General features: G+C 66.1%; 13 protein-coding genes and 1 pseudogene. 6 read left to right on the top strand and 8 right to left on the bottom strand.

What is annotated here, in order from left to right; genetic code table 11:
• Positions 1 to 38 precede the first annotated feature (38 nt).
• From P9239_RS22435 to P9239_RS22450, 4 genes and pseudogenes are all read right to left on the bottom strand, one after another.
• A complete protein-coding gene (locus tag P9239_RS22435) occupies positions 39 to 1418 on the bottom strand; it encodes a CoA transferase (protein ID WP_309755032.1) in 1380 nt (459 codons plus the stop codon).
• A gap of 757 nt (positions 1419 to 2175) precedes the next feature.
• Positions 2176 to 3177: a 4-hydroxythreonine-4-phosphate dehydrogenase PdxA gene (gene pdxA / locus P9239_RS22440; RefSeq protein WP_309755035.1), complete on the bottom strand. Its 1002-nt coding sequence runs from the start codon at positions 3175 to 3177 to the stop codon at positions 2176 to 2178.
• 33 nt (positions 3178 to 3210) lie between these two features.
• Positions 3211 to 4526: pseudogene (locus P9239_RS22445) on the bottom strand (four-carbon acid sugar kinase family protein).
• Entirely contained in the window at positions 4523 to 5530 is a 1008-nt protein-coding gene (locus P9239_RS22450; RefSeq protein ID WP_309755040.1) for a 2-keto-3-deoxygluconate permease, read from the bottom strand. Before P9239_RS22450 ends, P9239_RS22445 begins: the two are co-directional and overlap by 4 nt.
• A 288-nt stretch (positions 5531 to 5818) precedes the next feature.
• Between P9239_RS22450 and P9239_RS22455 the strand changes: the two genes are divergently transcribed.
• Complete coding sequence (locus P9239_RS22455) at positions 5819 to 6592, top strand: DeoR/GlpR family DNA-binding transcription regulator (protein ID WP_309755043.1); 774 nt, start codon at positions 5819 to 5821, stop codon at positions 6590 to 6592.
• A 13-nt stretch (positions 6593 to 6605) separates the two neighbouring features.
• Here the strand turns inward: P9239_RS22455 and P9239_RS22460 are convergent, their stop codons facing one another.
• Together P9239_RS22460 and P9239_RS22465 are read right to left on the bottom strand one after the other, a co-directional pair.
• Positions 6606 to 9113: a PAS domain S-box protein gene (locus P9239_RS22460; protein ID WP_309755046.1), complete on the bottom strand. Its 2508-nt coding sequence runs from the start codon at positions 9111 to 9113 to the stop codon at positions 6606 to 6608.
• Positions 9114 to 9312: 199 nt separating this feature from the next.
• Positions 9313 to 10263 carry a LysR family transcriptional regulator gene (locus tag P9239_RS22465; RefSeq protein ID WP_309755049.1) on the bottom strand — a complete coding sequence of 317 codons (951 nt, stop codon included), beginning with the start codon at positions 10261 to 10263 and terminating at the stop codon, positions 9313 to 9315.
• Positions 10264 to 10374: 111 nt separating this feature from the next.
• Here P9239_RS22465 and P9239_RS22470 point away from each other — a divergent pair, with 111 nt between their 5' ends.
• The 5 genes from P9239_RS22470 to P9239_RS22490 all read left to right on the top strand — a co-directional run bounded on the left by P9239_RS22470 (position 10375) and on the right by P9239_RS22490 (position 14418).
• Positions 10375 to 11514: an iron-containing alcohol dehydrogenase gene (locus P9239_RS22470; protein ID WP_309755052.1), complete on the top strand. Its 1140-nt coding sequence runs from the start codon at positions 10375 to 10377 to the stop codon at positions 11512 to 11514.
• 105 nt (positions 11515 to 11619) lie between these two features.
• Positions 11620 to 11823 carry a hypothetical protein gene (locus P9239_RS22475; protein WP_309755055.1) on the top strand — a complete coding sequence of 68 codons (204 nt, stop codon included), beginning with the start codon at positions 11620 to 11622 and terminating at the stop codon, positions 11821 to 11823.
• A gap of 135 nt (positions 11824 to 11958) precedes the next feature.
• Complete coding sequence (locus P9239_RS22480; RefSeq protein WP_309755059.1) at positions 11959 to 12864, top strand: urea transporter; 906 nt, start codon at positions 11959 to 11961, stop codon at positions 12862 to 12864.
• A 568-nt stretch (positions 12865 to 13432) separates the two neighbouring features.
• Positions 13433 to 14209, top strand: a complete 777-nt coding sequence (locus P9239_RS22485; protein ID WP_309755062.1) for a class II aldolase/adducin family protein — start codon at positions 13433 to 13435, stop codon at positions 14207 to 14209.
• 23 nt (positions 14210 to 14232) lie between these two features.
• Positions 14233 to 14418 (top strand): 4-oxalocrotonate tautomerase, encoded by a 186-nt coding sequence (locus P9239_RS22490; protein ID WP_309755065.1) that lies wholly within the window; start codon positions 14233 to 14235, stop codon positions 14416 to 14418.
• A 51-nt stretch (positions 14419 to 14469) separates the two neighbouring features.
• Here the strand turns inward: P9239_RS22490 and P9239_RS22495 are convergent, their stop codons facing one another.
• The gene (locus P9239_RS22495) at positions 14470 to 16644 is read right to left on the bottom strand and encodes a malate synthase G (RefSeq protein ID WP_309755068.1); all 2175 of its coding nucleotides are present in this window, start codon (positions 16642 to 16644) and stop codon (positions 14470 to 14472) included.
• Between the two features lie 201 nt (positions 16645 to 16845).
• Positions 16846 to 19083, bottom strand: a complete 2238-nt coding sequence (locus tag P9239_RS22500; protein WP_309755071.1) for a xanthine dehydrogenase family protein molybdopterin-binding subunit — start codon at positions 19081 to 19083, stop codon at positions 16846 to 16848.
• Positions 19084 to 19086: the final 3 nt, after the last annotated feature.

Here is a 19086-nt window from a genome sequence, read left to right on the forward strand (position 1 = left end):
TCGAAGTCTCAACAGCATTCGCTCCTTCGGCAAGCGCGCTACCATCGCGCTTCAGACGTCCCCGGCGGCACCGACGGCCTCTCGTAGCCCGCAGGCGTGCGCTCGAGTTGCGCGCTCGGCCGCACCGCTTCCAGTTCACCGAAGCCGGACGGCACGCGCTCCAGAAACGGTGCGAGATCCGGCTTGGGCGTGCTCAATCCGCCTTCGATCCGGCCGAGTCCGCGCAACCACTGTCCCGTCCGCGCGAGCGATACCTCCACGTGCCAGCTTCCGCCTTCCCGCTGCTGCCTCCAAAGCGCCGCCGCCGCGCCGAACGCCATCAAGAAGCCGGTTGCCATGTCGAGTATCTGCATTGGCAGCGTGCGTGGCTTGCCGGCGCCTTCCGCCTCGCCTTCCGCGGCGTTGAAGCCCATCGCGGTCTGCACGAGCGAGTCGAAACCGCGCCGCCCGGCCCACGGACCCGCCGCCCCGTAAGCCGTCAGCGACACCTGAACGATGCCCGGCCGCCGCGCGGCCAGCGCTTGTGGCCCGAAGCCGAGCGACGCCAGCCCGCCCGGCCGATACCCTTGCGAGAACACATGCGCCTCGTCGACGAGATGCCACAGCGCCGCGCGCCCTTCATCGGAGCGCAAGTCCGCGTGCGCTGAGCGCTTGCCCCGGCTCGTATCGGCGATCGCGGAAATATTCGGCAGATGCGGCGAGTTCACGAGCAGCACGTTAGCGCCGAACGCGGCGAGCGCGCGGCCACCGACCGGGCCGGCCAGAATGCGCGTCAGATCCAGCACGCGCACGCCGCAAAGCGGACGCGCGGCTTTGGCGAGCGGCGGCAGCGCAAGCGGAGGCGCATCGCCGATGCGCGTGAACGTCATGAGTTGCTGCTCGGCGAGCGCGCGGCCTTGCGGCGTCGCGTCCCACTCGTCGAAGCGGCGCAGCTTCGCGACGACGAGGCCGCGTTGCGCGCAGGCCTCTTCGAAATCGCCCGCGCGCCAGTCGAGGAGCGCGCGCTCGGCGTCCGCGCGTGTCGCCGTGGCGGGATCGAGACCGAGCACGCGCAACGCGCCGTCCTGATGATGCGCGAAGTTCGCATGGATGCGCACGTAGCCGTCGGCGGTGCGGTAGAGCCCGGAGAACGGTCCCCAGGTTTCCGGTTCCTTGCCGTCGAGCGTGAAGTAACCGGTGCATTCGACGGCCGCGTGCGTCATATCGACGGTCACGCGCTGACGCGGCGCGCCGCGCGCGTGCGCGAGTTCGCAGGCGGCGAGCGCGGCGGCGGCGATGGTGGACTGGGCCGCCGTGCCGACCGCGAACGTAGACGGAAAGACCGGGTCGTGGCCGGTCAGGTCGACGAACGAAAGCGCATCGCCGGGCAGACCGGCAATGCGCCAAAGGGAAGCCAGGGTATCGAAGGAGGCGGTCATGGTCGACGCTGAGCGGACGGGGAAGCGCCATTGTCGCGCCGATTAGGCTTGGCTTCCCGTTACGGTTTGGTGCGAGTTTGCCGTGCCGGCGGCGCTGCGGAGGCTTATCGACCGCGAAGCGTCGCCAGTCCGCGCCCGGTCGCATCGCCTCGAGCATGCTGCCTTCATCGGCGATGCCTTTGCGCGCGATATCGAACACCCAGTTGCCTGGGCTTCCATCGGAATGAACCGCGCCACGCTGGCGGTTCCGTGCCGCAGCGCTCCGCCTCAGCCGCACCGCGTAGCCGGTTCCGCGCCTTGCCTCAGCGCTCCGCCTCAGCCACACCGCGCCGCCAGCTCCGCGCTTCGCCGCTGCGCCTCCGCCATGCCTCCTTCATCGGCGATGCCTTTGCTCGCGATATCGAACGACCAGTTGCCTGCGCTTCCATCGGAATGAAACGCGCCACGCTGCCGGTTCCTTGCCGCAGCGCTCCGCCTCAGACGCGCCTTGCCGCAGCGCTCCGCTCAGCCGCGCCTCGCCGCAGTGCCACGGCAAGCTGCCTTCATCGGCGCTGCCTTTGCGCCGCGATATCGAGCGCCGAGTTGCCTGTGCTTTCATCGCAATAAAGCGCGCCGCGCTACCGGTCCCTTGCCGCAGCGCCACGGCATGCTGCCTTGATCGGCGATGCCCTTGCCCGCGATATCGAACGCCGAGTGGCCTGCGCGTCCATCGGAACGAACCGCGCCGCGCTACCGTTCCGTGCCGCAGCGCTCCGCCTCACCCCCGCCGCGTCGCCAGTTCCGCGCCTTGCCGCAGCGCCTCCAGCATGCTGCCTTCATCGGCGATGCCTTTGCCCGCGATATCGAACGCCGTGCCGTGATCCACCGACGTGCGGATCACATCCAGCCCGACCGTCACGTTCACGCCCGCTTCCAGCCCCAGCACTTTCACCGGGCCGTGCCCCTGATCGTGATACATGGCGACAACGAGATCGAAGTCGCCGCGCCCCGCGCGATAGAAGAGCGTATCGGCGGGCAGCGGGCCGGTCACGTCGAGGCCGCGCTCCTGCAATGCCTTGACCGCCGGAATGATCTTCTCTTCTTCCTCGCCGTAGCCGAAAAGCCCGTTCTCGCCCGCGTGCGGATTGATCCCGCACACGCCGATGCGCGGTTTCGCGATGCCCGCTTTCTTCAGCGTCGCGTCGCCGCGCTCGATGGTGCGCTGCACGAGCCCCGGCTCGATCTTGCGGATCGCGTCGATGATGCCGATGTGCGTCGTCACGTGGATGACGCGCAGCTTCGGCGCGACGAGCATCATCGACACTTCGTCCACGCCCGTCAGATGCGCGAGCATTTCCGTGTGGCCCGGGAACTTGTGGCCGCCCGCGTGCAACGCTTCCTTGTTGAGCGGCGCGGTGCAGATGGCGTCGATCTGCTTCGCCTGCGCGAGCTCGACCGCGCGCGCGATATAGCGGTAAGCGGCGTCGCCCGCGACCGGCGAAAGTTGGCCGAACGGCAGGTCGTCGGGAATCAGTTCGAGGTCGATGCAGTCGATCACGCCCGGTTCGTAGCGCGCTTCCGACGCATCCTGAATGCGGCGGACGGTCGCTTTCACGCCGGTGATGTCGATAGCGCGTTCGAGGCGGCGCGCATCGCCGATCACGAGCGGACGGCATTGCTGATAAACGGTGTCGTGCGCCAGGCTCTTGACGACGATTTCCGGGCCCACGCCGCTCGCGTCGCCCATCGTGATGCCGATTACGGGAAGATAGTTGGTCATGATGGTTGGTGAATGTTGAGGTTTCGCGTGGTTTTAGCGGGCGGCAACGGTCGAGGCCGCTTCCGCGCTTGCGTTCGAGAGTCCGCGCAGGTGCCGGTATGCGCCGTAAAGCGCATGCTCGCTGCCGAACGCGCCCGCCTTCGTGACGATGGCCGCGCCGTTCGTTGTTGCGGATGCGCCCGTGCTCGCCCGCCGAGCGCGACGCCGGCTTCGATTTCGCGCACGAGTTCGAGACTGCCGACGTTCGCCGCCGCGAGCATCGCGCGCGCGGTTTCGCCGCCGGTCGCGATCAGCCCGCCGAGCGCGTCGAAATGCGGCGCGACGAGCGCGGCGAGCGCGGTGGAGAGGCGCGCGCCTTCGGCGGGATCGAAGGCATCGTCGCGTCCGATGCGCACGATCAGGTCCCGCCCGCCGCGCAGCGTTTCGCCGATGCGCTCGCCCCACATGCGCCATTCGGCGTGACGCTCGCCGTTGCGCAGCACCGCGGGCGGCAGAATGAATTCGACGAGGCCCGCTTCGGTGCGCAGCATCGCGCATTGCCGCTCGGACACGGCCGACAGACTGCCGACGAGCGCGAGCACCGGACCGTGCGCGACATCCGCCGATGCAGACCGCGCCGCCGCCGCAGCCGATGCAGCCGCGTCGAAAAGGTCGGGCAGCGCGGCGAGTTCGCGTGCGAGTCCGCCCGAGCCGACCCAGAAGAACGGCGCATCGAGCGATGCCGTGATGCGCGCGAGCGCGGCGAGATCGTCACTCGTTTCGGCATCGACGATCAACGCGCCGATGCCTCTCTCCGCCGCCGCCGCAAGGGTCGCGGCGAGCGTTTCGGGCGCGCCGCGCAACGTATCGAGCCCGATGTGAGCGGTCGAGAGTCCTGCCGCTTCGAGCATCGGTCCGAGGCGCGCGTCGCGCCCGGCGTGCTCGAGCTGCCACGTCTCGGTCTCTTCGAGCGGCACGCCATGCACGAAGACGATGCCGTCGCGCACGGCGCGCCCCGTCGCCGGAAACGCGGGCGCAACGATGGCCGGCCCCGCGACGCGCGCGAGCGCCGCGACTTCGGCCGTCCAGTTGCCGCGCAGCGTCGAATCGATCTTCTTGTACAGACGCCGGCCCGGTGCGAAGAGCGCGTGCCATGCATCCGCGACGCGCGCACCAGCGGCTTCGGGCGCGAGACGGCGGGTGTCCGTGTCGGCGGCGATCACGGTCGCGTCGTCGCACGAGGCCGTGACGTCCAGCGTGACCACCGTCTTGCGTCCCGACGCTGCGAACGCGATGGCGCAATCGGCGGCGCCGGAGAGGTCGTCGGCAAGAATCAACATGCTCGCCGCTCTGGCTTCGTGCGCGCTCATTGCGTGGCTCCGCGCTTGTCGCGAGCGCCCACTGCCACGCGCGCATCGCTGCGTGCATTCACGCGCTTGGCAATGGCCGCGGTCACGATCGGCGTGACGATTGCCGTCACCACCACGCAGGCCGCCACGAGCAGCGTCGCGGACTTCGCCGCCGATTCGTACACCGGATTGGCCGCCGCGATCAGCGCCGGCACCGCCGCGGCGTTGCCCGCGGTATTCGCCGCCGCCGCGCCCGCCACGCCGGTGCCGCCCGTCAGACGATCCGCGAAGTAGAGCGGAATGCCCGTGACGACGATCACGGCAAGCCCGAGGCCGATGCCGAGCAGGCCCGCCTGCCAGACCTTGTGCAAGTCGAGGCTCGCGCCGAGCGCCAGCGCGAAGAACGGAATCATCACCGGCACCGCGCGGCCCAGAAAGTCGCGCATTTCGCGATCCAGGTTGCCGAGCAACATGCCGATGGCGAGCGGCAGAATGCTGCCGACGAGCGTCGGCCACGGAAACGCCGAAAGGCCCGCGACGCCGAGCGTGACCATGGTGAGGAACGGCCCCGATTCCAGCGACATGATCGTGTAGGCGCCCACGTCTTCCGAGCGTCCGTACTGGCCCATCAGCGCCATGTACAGGCCGCCGTTCGTGTCGTTCATCGCGGCGACGACGGCAAGCGTCGAAAGACCCGCGAACATGCCCGAACTGATCGGCTGCTCGCCGAGAAAGTGCCCGAGCACGATGCCCGTCAGGATCGCCATGCCGACTTTGGTCGCGAACAGCGCGCCGCCTTTCTTGAGCAGGTAAGGCGTCGCCTTGACGTCGATGCCCGCGCCCATGCAGACGTAGAACACCGCGAGAATCGGCAGCGCGCCGGTGAAAAGCGCGCTTGTGAACGAGCCGAAGAACTTCGGCATACCTGGCAGGAAGGTCGCGATCAGCGAGCCGATCAACAGCGGCACGATCATCATGCCGCCGGGTACGCGCTCCACCGCGCGCTTGATGGGAATCTGGGCCATGGGTGTCTCCGGGAGGATCTTGTTTGGTTCGATCAAGAAATGATTATTTCGATCAATACCGAGTGTAGCCTTTGATCGATTCGAGCGCAATTCCGTGAGCGTAGGCGTTAACACTGAGCGAATCGCGCAAACGTTCCGAACGAGAATGATCGGAACGATCAAAATGACAGGCAGACCGTTGGCATGGATGCAGCATTGACCGCGCCCGAAAATGCCGCCCGATTCGCTACACTTTCGGACCGCCGCCAGCACGCACGCTCAATCCGCGCTCAACCGAACAGGAACCGCATGAAAGTCGAAAAACGCCGCGAAGCCATGTTGAAAGCCGTGTTGTCCGGCATGAACGACGTGGCCGCGCTTTGCGAACATTTCGGCATGTCCGAGGCGACGGTGCGGCGCGACCTGCGCGCGCTCGCCGACGAACGACGCATCGTGCGCACTTACGGCGGCGCGGCGTCGGTCGGCGTCCATGAGCCGGAGGAATCGCTCGACACGCGGCGCGCGAGTTTTCGGGAGCAGAAGGAAGCCATCGCGCGGGCGGCGGCGCGGCACGTGCAGGACGGCGACACGCTCTTTCTGGACGGCGGCACCACGACCGCCGCACTCGCGCGATGCCTCGCCGGGCGCAAGCAGATTCAGGTCGTGACGAACAACCTGCTCGCGGTGAGTGCCCTCGCGGCGGCCGACGTGCAGGTGACGCTGATCGGCGGCGACGTGCGGCCGTCGAGCATGAGCACGCTCGGGCCGATTGCGCAGCTTGCGCTGTCGCGCGTGACTTACGACAAGGCGTTTCTCGGCGCGGATGGCGTCGTGGCGGGACGCGGCCTGTGCGAAGCGACGGCCGAGCAGGCGTTTCTGAAAGAATGCATCGTCGCGCAGGCGGCGAGCGTGTTCGTGCTCGTCACCTCCGACAAGCTCGGGCGCGCGAGCCAGCAGCACTGGACGCCGCTTGAACGCGACTGGACGCTCATTACCGATTCGCTGGCGGAACCGGCCGCTGCTAGCCGCTTCACGGAGCGCGGAAACGTGAGCGTCGAGCGCGCTGAGACCGACGCCCGCTAGAACTGAGGACAGCTCACTTCACGGCGAGCGCGAGCACCGCTTCGACTTCGTCCAGATCGACGGGTTTGACGAGGTGTGCATCGAAGCCGGCGGCGCGCGTGCGGGCGATGTCCTCGTCGGAGCCGAGCCCGGTCATCGCGGCGACGATGACGTGCCTGCCGCCCTGACTGCTCACTTGCTCGCGAATGCCACGTATCACGTCGAAGCCCGTCAGCCCCGGCATCGAGAGGTCCAGCAGCACGACCTGCGGGCGGCACGCGCCGAATTGCTGCAATGCGTCCTCGCCGTCGTAGGCCGGGCGCGCGGTATGGCCGAGCATGTCGACGAGCAGCGTCATGCTGTCGGCGGAATCGCGATTGTCGTCCACCACGAGCACTTCGAGCTGCCGATCCGCCGATGCGGCAGGCTCCGCAGGCGTTTGCGCGGTGCCTGCGGGCGCCTGCGCGAGCGGCAGCCACAGCGTGAACGCGCTGCCTTTGCCCGGACCGCTGCTTTTCGCCTCGACGTGGCCGCCGTGCAGTTCGGCGATCGCGCGCACGAGCGTGAGGCCGATGCCGAGCCCGCCTTCGTCCAGATGCGCGCCCGGCGGATGCTCCTGCACGAAGAGATCGAAGACCGTGGCGAGCGCGTCGGCGGAAATGCCGCGTCCCTGATCGGCCACGCGCAGCATCGCGGCGCCGCCGCGCGGGCCGACTTCCAGTGTCACCGTCGAGCCGGGCGGGCTGAACTTCGACGCGTTGTTGAGCAGATTGTTGAGCGCCTGCACGAGGCGCGTGGGGTCGCCGTTCACGTGCATGCGCTGGCCGCTGTCTTCCACGACGAGCTGCTGGCCGCGCGCATCGAACAGCGGCTGGCTCGCTTCGACGCTCAGATGCACGACGTCGGCGATATCGACGTTCTCCGTCGACAGGCGGATCTTGCCGGAACTGACGCGGCCCGCTTCCAGCAGATCGTCCACGAGCTTGGTCAGATGCGCGAGCTGCCGGTCGACGATCATCCGGCTGCGATTGACGTCGGCGTCGTCGGACGCCTTCAGCTTCAGAATGCTCACGGCGTTGCGAATGGGCGCGAGCGGATTGCGCAATTCGTGACCGAGCAGCGCGAGAAATTCGTTCATGCGCCGGCTCGACGCTTCCAGTTCTTCCAGGCGGCGGCGCGTGGTCATGTCGCGCGTGATCGCGACGAAGTCCTGCTCACGGCTATGGTTCGACGGCAGCGCGCTCAGAATCGCATGCGCCCAAAATGCAGAGCCGTCCTTGCGCATACGCCAGTCTTCGTGTTCCACGCGGCCTTGTTCGGAGGCGCGGCGCAGGTCGTCGCCGGGGCGGTCGCGGCCCAGTTCGTCGGTCGAATAGAACAGCGCGAAATGCCGCCCGACGGCTTCCTCGGCCGTGTACCCGTAAAGCGCGCGGGCGCCGTCGTTCCACGACTGCACGATCCCGTGCCGGTCCAGCATGCAGATCGCGTAGTCGCTGACCGAATCGATCAGAAGGCGCAGGCGCTGGTTCGCCTCCGTGGCGCGCAGCCGGTCCGTGATGTCGTGAATGAAACAGGCGAACTGGCGCTGGCCGTCGAACCAGACCTCGCTGACGCTCACTTCGGCGGCGAATTCGGTGCCGTCGCGGCGCAACGCCGGAAGCTCGACCCGCGTGTCGATGACGCGCGCTTCGCCCGTCGCGAGATAGCGCGTGAGCCCGCTGCGATGCGCGTCGCGCAGGCGCTCGGGCACGATCAGCTCCGCCAACTCGCGATTCATCGCGTCCTGCGCGCGCCAGCCGAAGAGCGCGGCGGCCGCGGCGTTCCAGTCGACGATCATGCCCGCTTCGTCCATCGCAACAAAGGCGACGTTCGCGTTGTCGAGCACCGTGCGGCGGCGGCGCAGCGCATCGGCGAGCTTTTTCTCGTACTCGACGCGCAGCGACGATTCCACGTTCAGGTTCTCGCTCACGCTCGCGTTGACGGCGAGCAGCTGGCGGTTTTCTTGCGCGGCTTCTTCTCGCGCGATGGTTTCCGCGATGCACGCGCAGAATGCGTTCAGGATCGCGATGTCCGACTGGTTGAACTGGTCCGGCTCACCCGAGATGAGCTTGAGCACCGCGACGGAGCGGCCGTCGTAGATGACGGGCGCCACGACCATCGAGATCGCGCCGACGGCCTGACACGCGACGCGATCCACGCGATGGTCGTTTGCGGTGTTGCGGCTAATCAGCGCCTGCTGGCGCGTGATGCACAGGCCCGACAGGCTGCCCGCGCTGCGCAGCCGCACGCCGACATGCTGCGCGGCCGTGCCGCTCGCCGCGCGATAGACGAGTTCGTCGCCTTCGATCCACTCGACGACCGCGGACCCGACGCCCGCGACCTCCTTCAATGTCTCCGTAACTTTCTGCAGATAGGCCGGAAGCGGCAGGCGGGAGTGCGCGAGGCTGGCGAAGGTGACGAACCATCGCTGAAAATGCGCGTGGCGTTGGCGGTCGGGCTTGTCCCTTTTGTCGGATGCGGAAGCCCCATACTGAAAGCGCATAGCTCGTGTTCCATCGATGAAGCGCGGACTTGGGCGCGCTGGATTCGTCGTATCGGTGGCGGAAGGGCTTCAATTGGAACACAAATGAAACGAAAACGTTTGCCCTAACGAGCGTTTTTTTGAGATGTGAAACGGTGTGCGGATGGAGCGGACAAATTTGCCTTTTCTCTGACTAAAGAGGTAAGAAATGGCCTTAGTGTTACAGGCTCAACCCGTCGCCAGCGCCGTGTCCCGCTCGCGCGATTTCTTCCATCAACAACCGCACGCCGGGAGACAACGGCGCATCGCGCCGCGTGACCATTTCGTACGGCTCGCTCTTCAACGAAAACGCGAGCGGCAGCGTACACACGACGCCATGCGCCGTGCAGAATCGCGCGACATCCACCGAGACGAGCGCCACCAGCGACGGATTCTTCTGCAAGAGCGCAAGCGTGGCGAACGCGGATGTGGTTTCTAGCAAATGCGCCGGGAAACGCAGCCCTGCATCGTGAAATTCGCGTTCGAGGAGAAGGCGCATCGGCATGTTCGCGCGATACACCACCCAGCGGTGCTTCGCGAGGTCTTCGAGCGCGACTCGCCGGCGCTTCGCCAGCGGATGCGCCGTATTCGCGATGACTGCAAGCGTCTCCTCCTGCACGACGACGCTGTCGTACAGATAGGGCGTCTGGCTCACGCTCGTGCGGCAGACGGCGACGTCCAGCCGTCCTGCATCGATGAGACCGAGCAGCGTCGCGCTCGTATCTTCGACGATCTCGACCGACATCTCCGGCTGACGCGCGCCGAGCGCCGTGATGGCATCGGTGACGAGCGGCACCGCGCCCATGATGACGCCCACCGAGACGCGCCCGCCGAAGCCGCGCATGATGCCGACGATCTCTTCTCGCAGATGCGCAAGGTCCGTCTGAATCAGCCGCGCATAGCGAATCACGCAATGGCCGACGGCGTTCGGCTCGAGTCCACGATTCGTGCGCACAAAGAGCGGCGTGCCGAACGTGGTTTCGATTTCGTGCAGCGATTTGCTCACGCCCGGCTGCGTGAGCGCCAGCTGAGCCGCCGCGCCCTGCAGGGAACCGCGTTCTTCCAGCGCGATAAGCAGGCGCAGTTGACGCAGGTGCAGCCGCGAGAGAATCGAGTTGAGCGATGGCGTCATGTGCCGTTCGACTTGAGTAAAAGTTATGCCTGTATCACCTGCCGTCAGTATCGCGGAACGGCACACGCCCGTATACTCGACCGACGCGCTATAACTTTTACTCATTCCGCCATGCCGCTCATTAACTACATCACCCAAATTCAGTTCGACTTCGGCGCGGTGCGCCTCGTTGGCGGCGAGTGCGAACGCATCGGCATCCGACGCCCGCTCATCGTGACGGACGCAGGTATCCGTGCGGCCGGTCTGCTCGACACGATCGTCGATGCGCTCGGCCCGGCATTCCATGCGCCCGTCTTCGATGCAACGCCGCCGAATCCGAACGAGGCCGCCGTGCGTGCGGCGGTCGAGATGTATGGCGCGAACGGTTGCGATGGCGTGATCGCGGCGGGTGGAGGCTCGTCGATCGACCTGGCGAAGGGCGTCGCGGTTTGCGCGACGCACGAAGGACCGCTGCAGAGCTTCGCCGTGATCGAAGGCGGACTGGCGCGCATCACGGCGGCGACCGCGCCGGTGATCGCCATTCCGACGACCGCGGGAACGGGCAGCGAAGTCGGGCGTGGTGCCATCCTGATTCTCGACGACGGCCGCAAAGTCGGCGTGATCTCGCCGTATGTCGTGCCGAAAGTCGCCATCTGCGATCCCGAGCTCACGCTCGGCCTGCCGCCAGCGCTCACCGCCGCGACCGGCATGGACGCGATCGCGCATTGCCTCGAAACCTTCATGGCGCCGACATTCAACGCGCCCGCCGACGGCATTGCGCTGGACGGACTGTGGCGCGCGTGGCGATTCATCGAGCGTGCGACGCGCGACGGGTCGGACCGCGCCGCGCGCTGGAACATGATGAGCGCGTCGATGCAGGGCGCGCTCGCGTTCCAGAAGGGTCTCGGCTGCGTGCACAGCCTGAGCCATTCTCTCGGCGGCATCAATCCGAAGCTGCATCACGGCACGCTCAACGCCATCTTTCTGCCGGCGGTGATCGCGTTCAACCGCAGCGCGCCGTCGATGCAGGAGGAGGGCAAACTCGACCGCATCGCGCAGGCAATGGGCCTTGCATCCGGCGACGAAGTCGGCGACGCGATCCGCGCCATGACGGCGAAACTCGGTCTGCCGCGTGGCCTCGCGGAACTGGGCGTCACGCGCGAGCTATTTCCGCGCATCATCGCCGGGGCGATGAAGGATCACAGCCACAAGACCAACCCGCGCGAGGCGTCCAGCGACGACTACGCGGCGATGCTGGAAGCATCGATGTAATTGCGCGCCGGAAGCGCGCATGGCGGATTTGCGGCGTTGCAACAGAACACTAGGGGAAAACCCTAGGCTTTGTTACAATGTCGTGCAAATTCAGGAAAGAAAGCCATGCGCCACCGTTACCTCATTCTCGAAAAACTCGCTTTTACGCTTCTCACGCTGTCCGCCGTCGCCGATGCAAGCTACATCACGTGGGAAGAACACCCTAACTTCCGCGAAAACGTCACGGCGTTCGTCCAGATGAGTTCGGAACTCAACTACGCGACCGCCACGGTCGACGGCTCGACGTTGATGCCGATGGCGTTCAACTAAGCCTTATCGCATCGCCCGCCGCGCCCAGCGGTGGGTTTTTGTTTCTCGTCCCGCATACCCGTTATTCGGCCCGCCGTCGCACGGCGCGCGCCGCTTGTCCTATGCTGGCGGCTCCGTTTCACGCAGCCGCCGCGCATGTCTACCGTTGTTCGTTCCGACGCCGTCTTCGTCGAACCTGTTCGCAGCTTCGCCCGCAGCATCGGGCAGGTCGTCCTCCAGCGAAACGCGCTGACCGGCGCATTCGTCTTCGCGGGCGTGCTCTGCGCGAGCCCGCGTCTTGCGTGGGCGCTGTTGGTCGGCGCGCTCGCGGGCAGAATCGTGACGGCCATTACCGATGCCGCCGATTCGCCCGCCATGCGCGACGACCTGTACGGCTTCAACGGCGCGCTGGCGGGTCTTGCTGCGTTCACGTTCATTCGTGATATGTCTCAGGCGGCGGCGGTCGCCATCGTCGCCGCCGTCTTTGCTACGTTGCTCGCCGGCTCGCTCACGCGCAGGCTTTCGCGTCTCGGCTTGCCGATCTTTTCGAGCCCGGCGATTATCGTCACGTGGTGCTGGATGCCGCTTTTAGCCGACCGGGGCGAAGTCGGCGCGCTCGGGCCCGTTTCGACAAATATCACCGCGCTGACGAAAGCCGCTTTCGCGGGACTCGCGCCGATTGTGTTCGCGTCCGGCGCGCTTGCGGGCTTGATGATCGCCATCGGACTCTTCGCCGCGCAACCCGCGCGCGCCGGTTGGGCGCTCGCCGGCAGCGTGTTGGGTGCCGCGTTGCATGGACTGGGTGGCGCGGACGACGCCGTGCTGCTGTCGGGCGCGTGCGGCTTCAACGCGGCGCTTGCGGCGCTCGCGACCGCGCCGCTCGGCGCACGTTACGCATTCATCGCCATTGCGGTGGCGGTACTGATCGAGCGGATCGCGGATAGCATCGGCATTGCCGCGCTGACTGCGCCGTTCGTGTTGGCGTCGTGGGCGACGATTGCGTTCGCGCGACGGCTGGAAGGGGCGTCGCGTGAAGAAGTGTGCTGCACGAGGGCACGGTAGACGACAATCGGTTCGCGCGGGACAGGAGTGCGGTGTTGGGCCGGCGATGCGTCGGCTTTGGCCGACCGCCTTGTATGAGGCCGAAGTCGGCGCGAAAGCGCCAACTCTGCCGGAAGGTTTGCGTGGAGCCACAATACGGTGATAAAGCACGAACTCTGGCCAACAGCTTTACATGGTGCCAGAGTACGCGGCCAAAGCGCCAAGTCCGCCCAAGCTTTGCATGAAGTGAGAGTACGGCGTTGAAGCGCCGACCTTGGCCGACAGCGTTGCACGGGGCCAGCACGGCGCTAAAGCGCAATTCTGGCTCACAGCTTTGCATGGGGCCAGAGTACGGCGCCAGCGCGCAAACCTGCCCGACACGTTTGCATGGAGCCGGAATACGACGCTAAAGCGCCAACTTCGGCCGACAACTTTGCATGAAGCCGAAGTACGGTACTAACGCGCTAAGTCTGGCTGACCGCGCCGCATGACGCCAGAGCACAGCGCTACAGCGCCAACTCTGGGCGACCGCTATTCATGGGGCAGAGCACGGCACTAAAGCACCTACTCTGGCCGACAGGAGATCCGAATGTCTTTCACTCACACCCCCGAGCGCCGGATCGACGAGACCGCGCCACGCTCCGCCGCCGAAGCCGCGACGCGCGTCGAACTTGCTGCTGCCTATCGGCTCATCGCGCTCAACGGCTGGGACGATGTCGTCTATACGCACATCTCCGCGAGCGTGCCCGGCGAGCCAGGGCGCTTTCTCATCAACCCGTTCGGACTCGCGTTCGACGAAGTCACCGCGTCGAATCTCGTGAAGATCGACGTAGAAGGCAACGTGATCGGTGAAAGCGCGCACGGCGTGAACGCCACCGGATTCGCGCTGCATGCCGCCGTTCATGCCGCCCGCGCGGACGCTGCGTGCGTGATGCATCTGCACGTGCGCGAGGCCATCGCGGTATCGGCGCAACCGCATGGTCTGTTGCCCGCGTCCCAGCACGCCATGCGATTTCACGGACATCTCGCGTATCACGATTACGAGGGCCTCGCGTTCTCGCCGGCCGAAGGCGAGCGGCTCGTCGCGAGTCTCGGCGCGCATCGGGCGATGCTGTTGCGCAATCACGGTCCGCTCACGCTCGGGCGCACCGTCGCGGAAGCCTATGTGCTCATGGATATGCTCGTGAAAGCATGCGACATTCAACTGCGCGCGCTGGCGGGCGTCGGCAAGATGATCGTGCCGACGCCGGACGTGGTTGCCCGCACGGCAGCGCAGTTGCATGACGACGACGCCATTGAAGGCGCGCTCGAGTGGCCCGCGCTCATGCGCAAGCTCGACCGCATCGACCCGTCTTACCGCCATTGAACATTCAATAGGATAACGAAGCAATGCCGACTTTCAACATTCAGCTATTCGAAGGCCGCACCGTGGAAGAGAAGCGCAAGTTCGTCGAAGCGATCACGCGGACTACCTGCGAGACGCTCGGCTGCGAGCCCGGTTCGGTGGACATCATCCTGACGGACGTGAAGCGCGAGAACTGGGCGACCGCCGGGGAGTTGTGGTCGGACCAGTAAGTCGACAAAAGCGAACGCAGCAGCATGACGCTGCTGCGTTCATCTCAGCGATTACAGCGTCTCTTTCGCGGCCAGACGGAACTTGTGCAAGAGCGGCTCCGTGTAGCCGTTCGGCTGCGTGCGGCCTTCGAACACCAGCGCACACGCGGCCTTGAACGCGTACGAGCTATCGAACGCAGGCGCCATCGGACGATAGTACGGATCGGCGTCGTTCTGCTTGTCGACCACAGCAGCCATGCGTTCCAGCGTCTGGCGCACCTGCTCTTCCTTGACGATGCCATGCCGCAGCCAGTTCGCGATGTGCTGGCTCGAAATGCGCAGCGTTGCGCGGTCTTCCATCAGGCCGACGTCGTGAATGTCCGGCACCTTCGAGCAGCCGACGCCCTGATCGATCCAGCGCACCACGTAACCGAGAATGCCCTGCGCGTTGTTCTCGATCTCATTGCGGATATCGTCTTCCGACCACGACGGATTCTCGACGACCGGAATCGTCAGGAGTCCATCGAGAAGTTCGTTCTTCACGCCTTCGTAGTCGATGCTCTCCATCTCCTGCTGAACCTGCTGCACATCGACCTGATGGTAATGCAGCGCGTGCAGCGTCGCGGCGGTCGGCGATGGCACCCAGGCGGTGTTCGCGCCGGCCTTGGGATGCGCAATCTTCTGTTCGAGCATCGCGTGCATCAGGTCGGGCATCGCCCACATACCTTTGCCGATCTGCGCGCGCCCGCGCAAGCCGGCGGTCAGGCCGACGAGCACGTTGTTGCGCTCATACGCCTTGATCCATGCGGACGACTTCATGTCGCCCTTGCGCATCATCGGGCCAGCTTCCATCGACGAATGCATCTCGTCGCCGGTGCGGTCGAGAAAGCCCGTGTTGATGAACGCGACGCGCGCGCTCGCCGCCGCGATACACGCCTTGAGGTTGACGCTCGTGCGCCGTTCCTCGTCCATGATGCCCATCTTGATAGTGTGACGCGGCAGGCCGAGAAGGTCTTCGACGCGCGTGAACAGCTCGTCCGAGAACGCCACTTCGGCCGGCCCGTGCATCTTCGGCTTCACGATATAGATGGAGCCGGTGCGCGAGTTGATCTTGTTCTTCAGGTCGTGCATGGCCCCGAGCGTGGTCATCACCGCATCGAGAATGCCTTCGGGCACTTCGTTGCCGTCGCGATCGAGCACGGCGGGGTTCGTCATCAGATGCCCGACGTTGCGAATGAAAAGCAGCGAGCGGCCGTGCAGCTTGAGCGTGGAGCCGTTCGGCGCGGTGTATTCGCGGTCCGGGTTGAGGCTGCGCGTGAACGTCTTGCCATTCTTCGTGACTTGCTCCGACAGTTGCCCTTTCATCAGCCCGAGCCAGTTACGGTAAAGCTGCGTCTTGTCGGCGGCATCGACGGCGGCCACCGAATCCTCGCAGTCGATGATCGTGCTCACGGCCGCTTCCATCAGCAGATCCTTGACGTGCGCCGCATCCGTCTTGCCGATGGAATCGTTGGCGTCGATCTGAATCTCGAAGTGCAGGTCGTTGTGCTTGAGCAGCACGGCGTGCGGCGCGCTGGCCTCGCCCTGAAAGCCTGCGAACTGTTCCGGATTCGCGAGGCTGCTGCGGCCGTCACGCAAGGTCACGACGAGTTGGCCCTGCTCGACGCTGTACTTCGTGGCGTCGGCGTGCGAGCCGTGCGCGAGCGGCGCGTTGTCGTCGAGGAACGCCCGCGCGTAGGCGATCACTTTCGCGCCGCGCTTCGGGTTGAACTCGGCGGTGCGCTCGGCGCCGCCGCTTTCGTCGATGGCGTCCGTGCCGTACAGCGCGTCGTACAGGCTGCCCCAACGCGCGTTCGCGGCGTTGAGCGCATAGCGCAGGTTCGACAGCGGCACCACGAGTTGCGGGCCGGCCTGCTCGGCGATTTCGCGGTCCACGTTCGCCGTGGTCGCACGCACGTGCGCAGGCGTCGGGACGATATAACCGATGTCTTCCAGAAACTTGCGATACGCGCGCAGGTCGCGCACCGGGCCGGGATGGCTGCGATGCCAGTTGTCCAGTTCCGTCTGCATGCGGTCGCGTTCGGCGAGCAGTGCGCGGTTCTTCGGCGCGAGGTCGTGCACGAGCGCATCGAACCCTTGCCAGAAGGCCGCGGCATCGACGCCCGTGCCGGGAATCGCTTCTTCTTCGACGAACTGGGCGAGGCTCGGTGCGACCTTCAGGCCGTGCTGTTGAATCATGTCGTTCATGGGCACTCCGGCTGATTGCTGCTTCCAAAGAATAGGGGCGGGGTGGCTTATGGTAGCGCGGATCGGGGGCGGGATCGAATCTTGACGGCGCGCAAGCGCTGTGCCTACGCGGGCAGCGACAGGCACTAATCGACGGGAAGTTGCGGTGGCCCGGCCCGTCGCGAGCGACGCACGACAAGCCGGGCGACGAACGGCCAGTGACTAAGCGCCGAGCAGATCCTCGATCATCACGGGCAGCTTCCTGACGCGCACGCCGGTTGCGTGATACACGGCTCCGGTAATGGCCGCCGCGATGCCCGCGAGGCCGATCTCCGCGATACCTCGCGCGCCGAGTTCGTTAAACACGGTGTCGGGATGGTCGAGAAAGGTCACATCGAGCCTGGGCGTATCCGCGTGCGTGGCGACGATGTAGTCGGCCAGATTGTTGTTGACCGGCGCGCCGCTGCGCTCGTCGTAGACGGTGTGCTCGAAGAGCGCCATGCCGACGCCCATGACGATCGCGCCTTCCACCTGATTGCGGGCGGCACGCGGATTCAGCATCTTGCCGCCGTCGATCACGGTGACGACACGGCTCACGCGCAGCCGCGCGGTCTCCGGCTCCCACGTCACTTCGGCGAAATGCGCGCCGTATGAGTGGATGGACCACTTCTTCTTGAGCGGATCGTCGAAGCCGCCCTTCGCGCTCGCGCTTCCCGACGCCGCGTGCATGCGCGCTGCTTCCAGAATGCGCGCGAACGGCACGCCATTCTCCGACGCCTCGTTCTTGCGATGCACGCGCGCGCCGCTGAACCCAAGTTCCTCCGCTTTGGCGCCCGCGAACGGCGAGCCCTCCGCCTCGGCCGCCCGCGACAGCACCATCTTGATGGCGGCGCGCGTCGCGTCCGTGACGGCCGGAATGACCGATGCCGTCGCCGCCGATCCGCCGGAGATCGGGCCGAGCGGCAACGCCGTATCGCCCAGAACGACTTCGATCTTGTCGAGCGCGATGCCGGTTTGCTCCGCGACGAGCTGCGCGAGAATCGTGTACGTTCCGGTGCCGATGTCCTGCGTGCCGCACACCACGCGCGCCGTGCCGTCCGCGCGCAGATCCACGCTCGCTTCCGCCGAGAAGCGCAGTCCCGGCCAACTGCACGCGCCGACGCCCCAGCCGAGCGTCAGCCCATCGCGTTTCATCGAGCCGACTTCCGGCGTGCGCTGCGACCAGCCGAAGCGTTCCGCGCCCGTTTTCAAACATTCGACGAGATGCCGCGACGAGAACGGCAAGCCGCTGCTTTCATCGACAGAAGGCTCGTTGCGCAGCCGCAATTCGACCGGGTCCATCTTCAGCGCGATGGCGAGTTCGTCCATTGCCGATTCCACCGCGAAGAGGCCGGGCACCGCGCCGGGGCCGCGCATGGCAGTGGGCGAGCCGACATGGCGCTTCACCGTGCCGCCCGTCACGCGCAGATTGGGCGTGCTGTACATTTGCGGCGTGGCTTCGCCGCAGTCTTCCGTGTAATCGTCAGCGAGCGACGTGTGATTCAGATGGTCCTGCTGCAAGGACACGAGCTTGCCGTCGTGCGTCGCCGCGAGCCTCATGCGCTGCTGCGTTACCGGACGGTGCCCGACGTTCTGAAACATCATTCTGCGGCTCAGCACGAGCTTGACGGGCCGGCCCGTCAGCCGCGTCGCGGCGGCGGCGAGCAGCGAATGCGGCCACATCCATAGCTTGCCGCCGAAGCCCGAGCCGAGATAGCGCGAGATCACGCGCACGTTTTCTCTCGGCACGCCGAGCATCTGCACGAGCGTGCCCCGATGATTCGACACCGCCTGGCTGGTCTCATAGAACGTGTAGTCCTGGCCGTCCCATTGCGCGACGGTCGCATGCAGTTCTATCGGATTGTGCGTCTCGACGGGCGTCACATACGTCGCGTCGATTTTGACGGGCGCGCTCGCGAAAGCGCCGTCCGGGTCGCCGCGTTCGCTCGCGACTTTAAGCTTCTTGTCGGGCGCGAGCGTCGTGCTCACATCGTGCGGCGCGACTTCGTAACCGACCTTGATGGCGGCGGCCGCCGCACTCGCGGCCTCGAACGTGACCGCGATCACGCACGCTACATATTGCCCGTAATAGCGGATCACGTCGTCTTCGAACGGCGGGCGCTGTTCATCGACATAGCCGTTCTCGAACGAGTTGCCGGGTATGCGATACAGCCGCCCGATATTGCCGCGATGCAGAACGAGCTTCACGCCCGGCATCGCTTCGGCGGCGGCGAATTCGAGCGACGTGATCCTGCCGCTCGCGATGGTGCTGCAAACCGGCACGGCGTACAACATGCCGGGCAGATCGACGTCGGAGGTATAAGTCGCGCGGCCGCAGACCTTGAGCGGCCCGTCGATGCGCGACTGCGGCCGTCCGATGACGCCGTTGGCAGACGGCTGAATGTCTGGCGCAGTGGACATGTG

This window comes from Caballeronia sp. LZ062 (assembly GCF_031450785.1).
Taxonomy (GTDB): domain Bacteria; phylum Pseudomonadota; class Gammaproteobacteria; order Burkholderiales; family Burkholderiaceae; genus Caballeronia.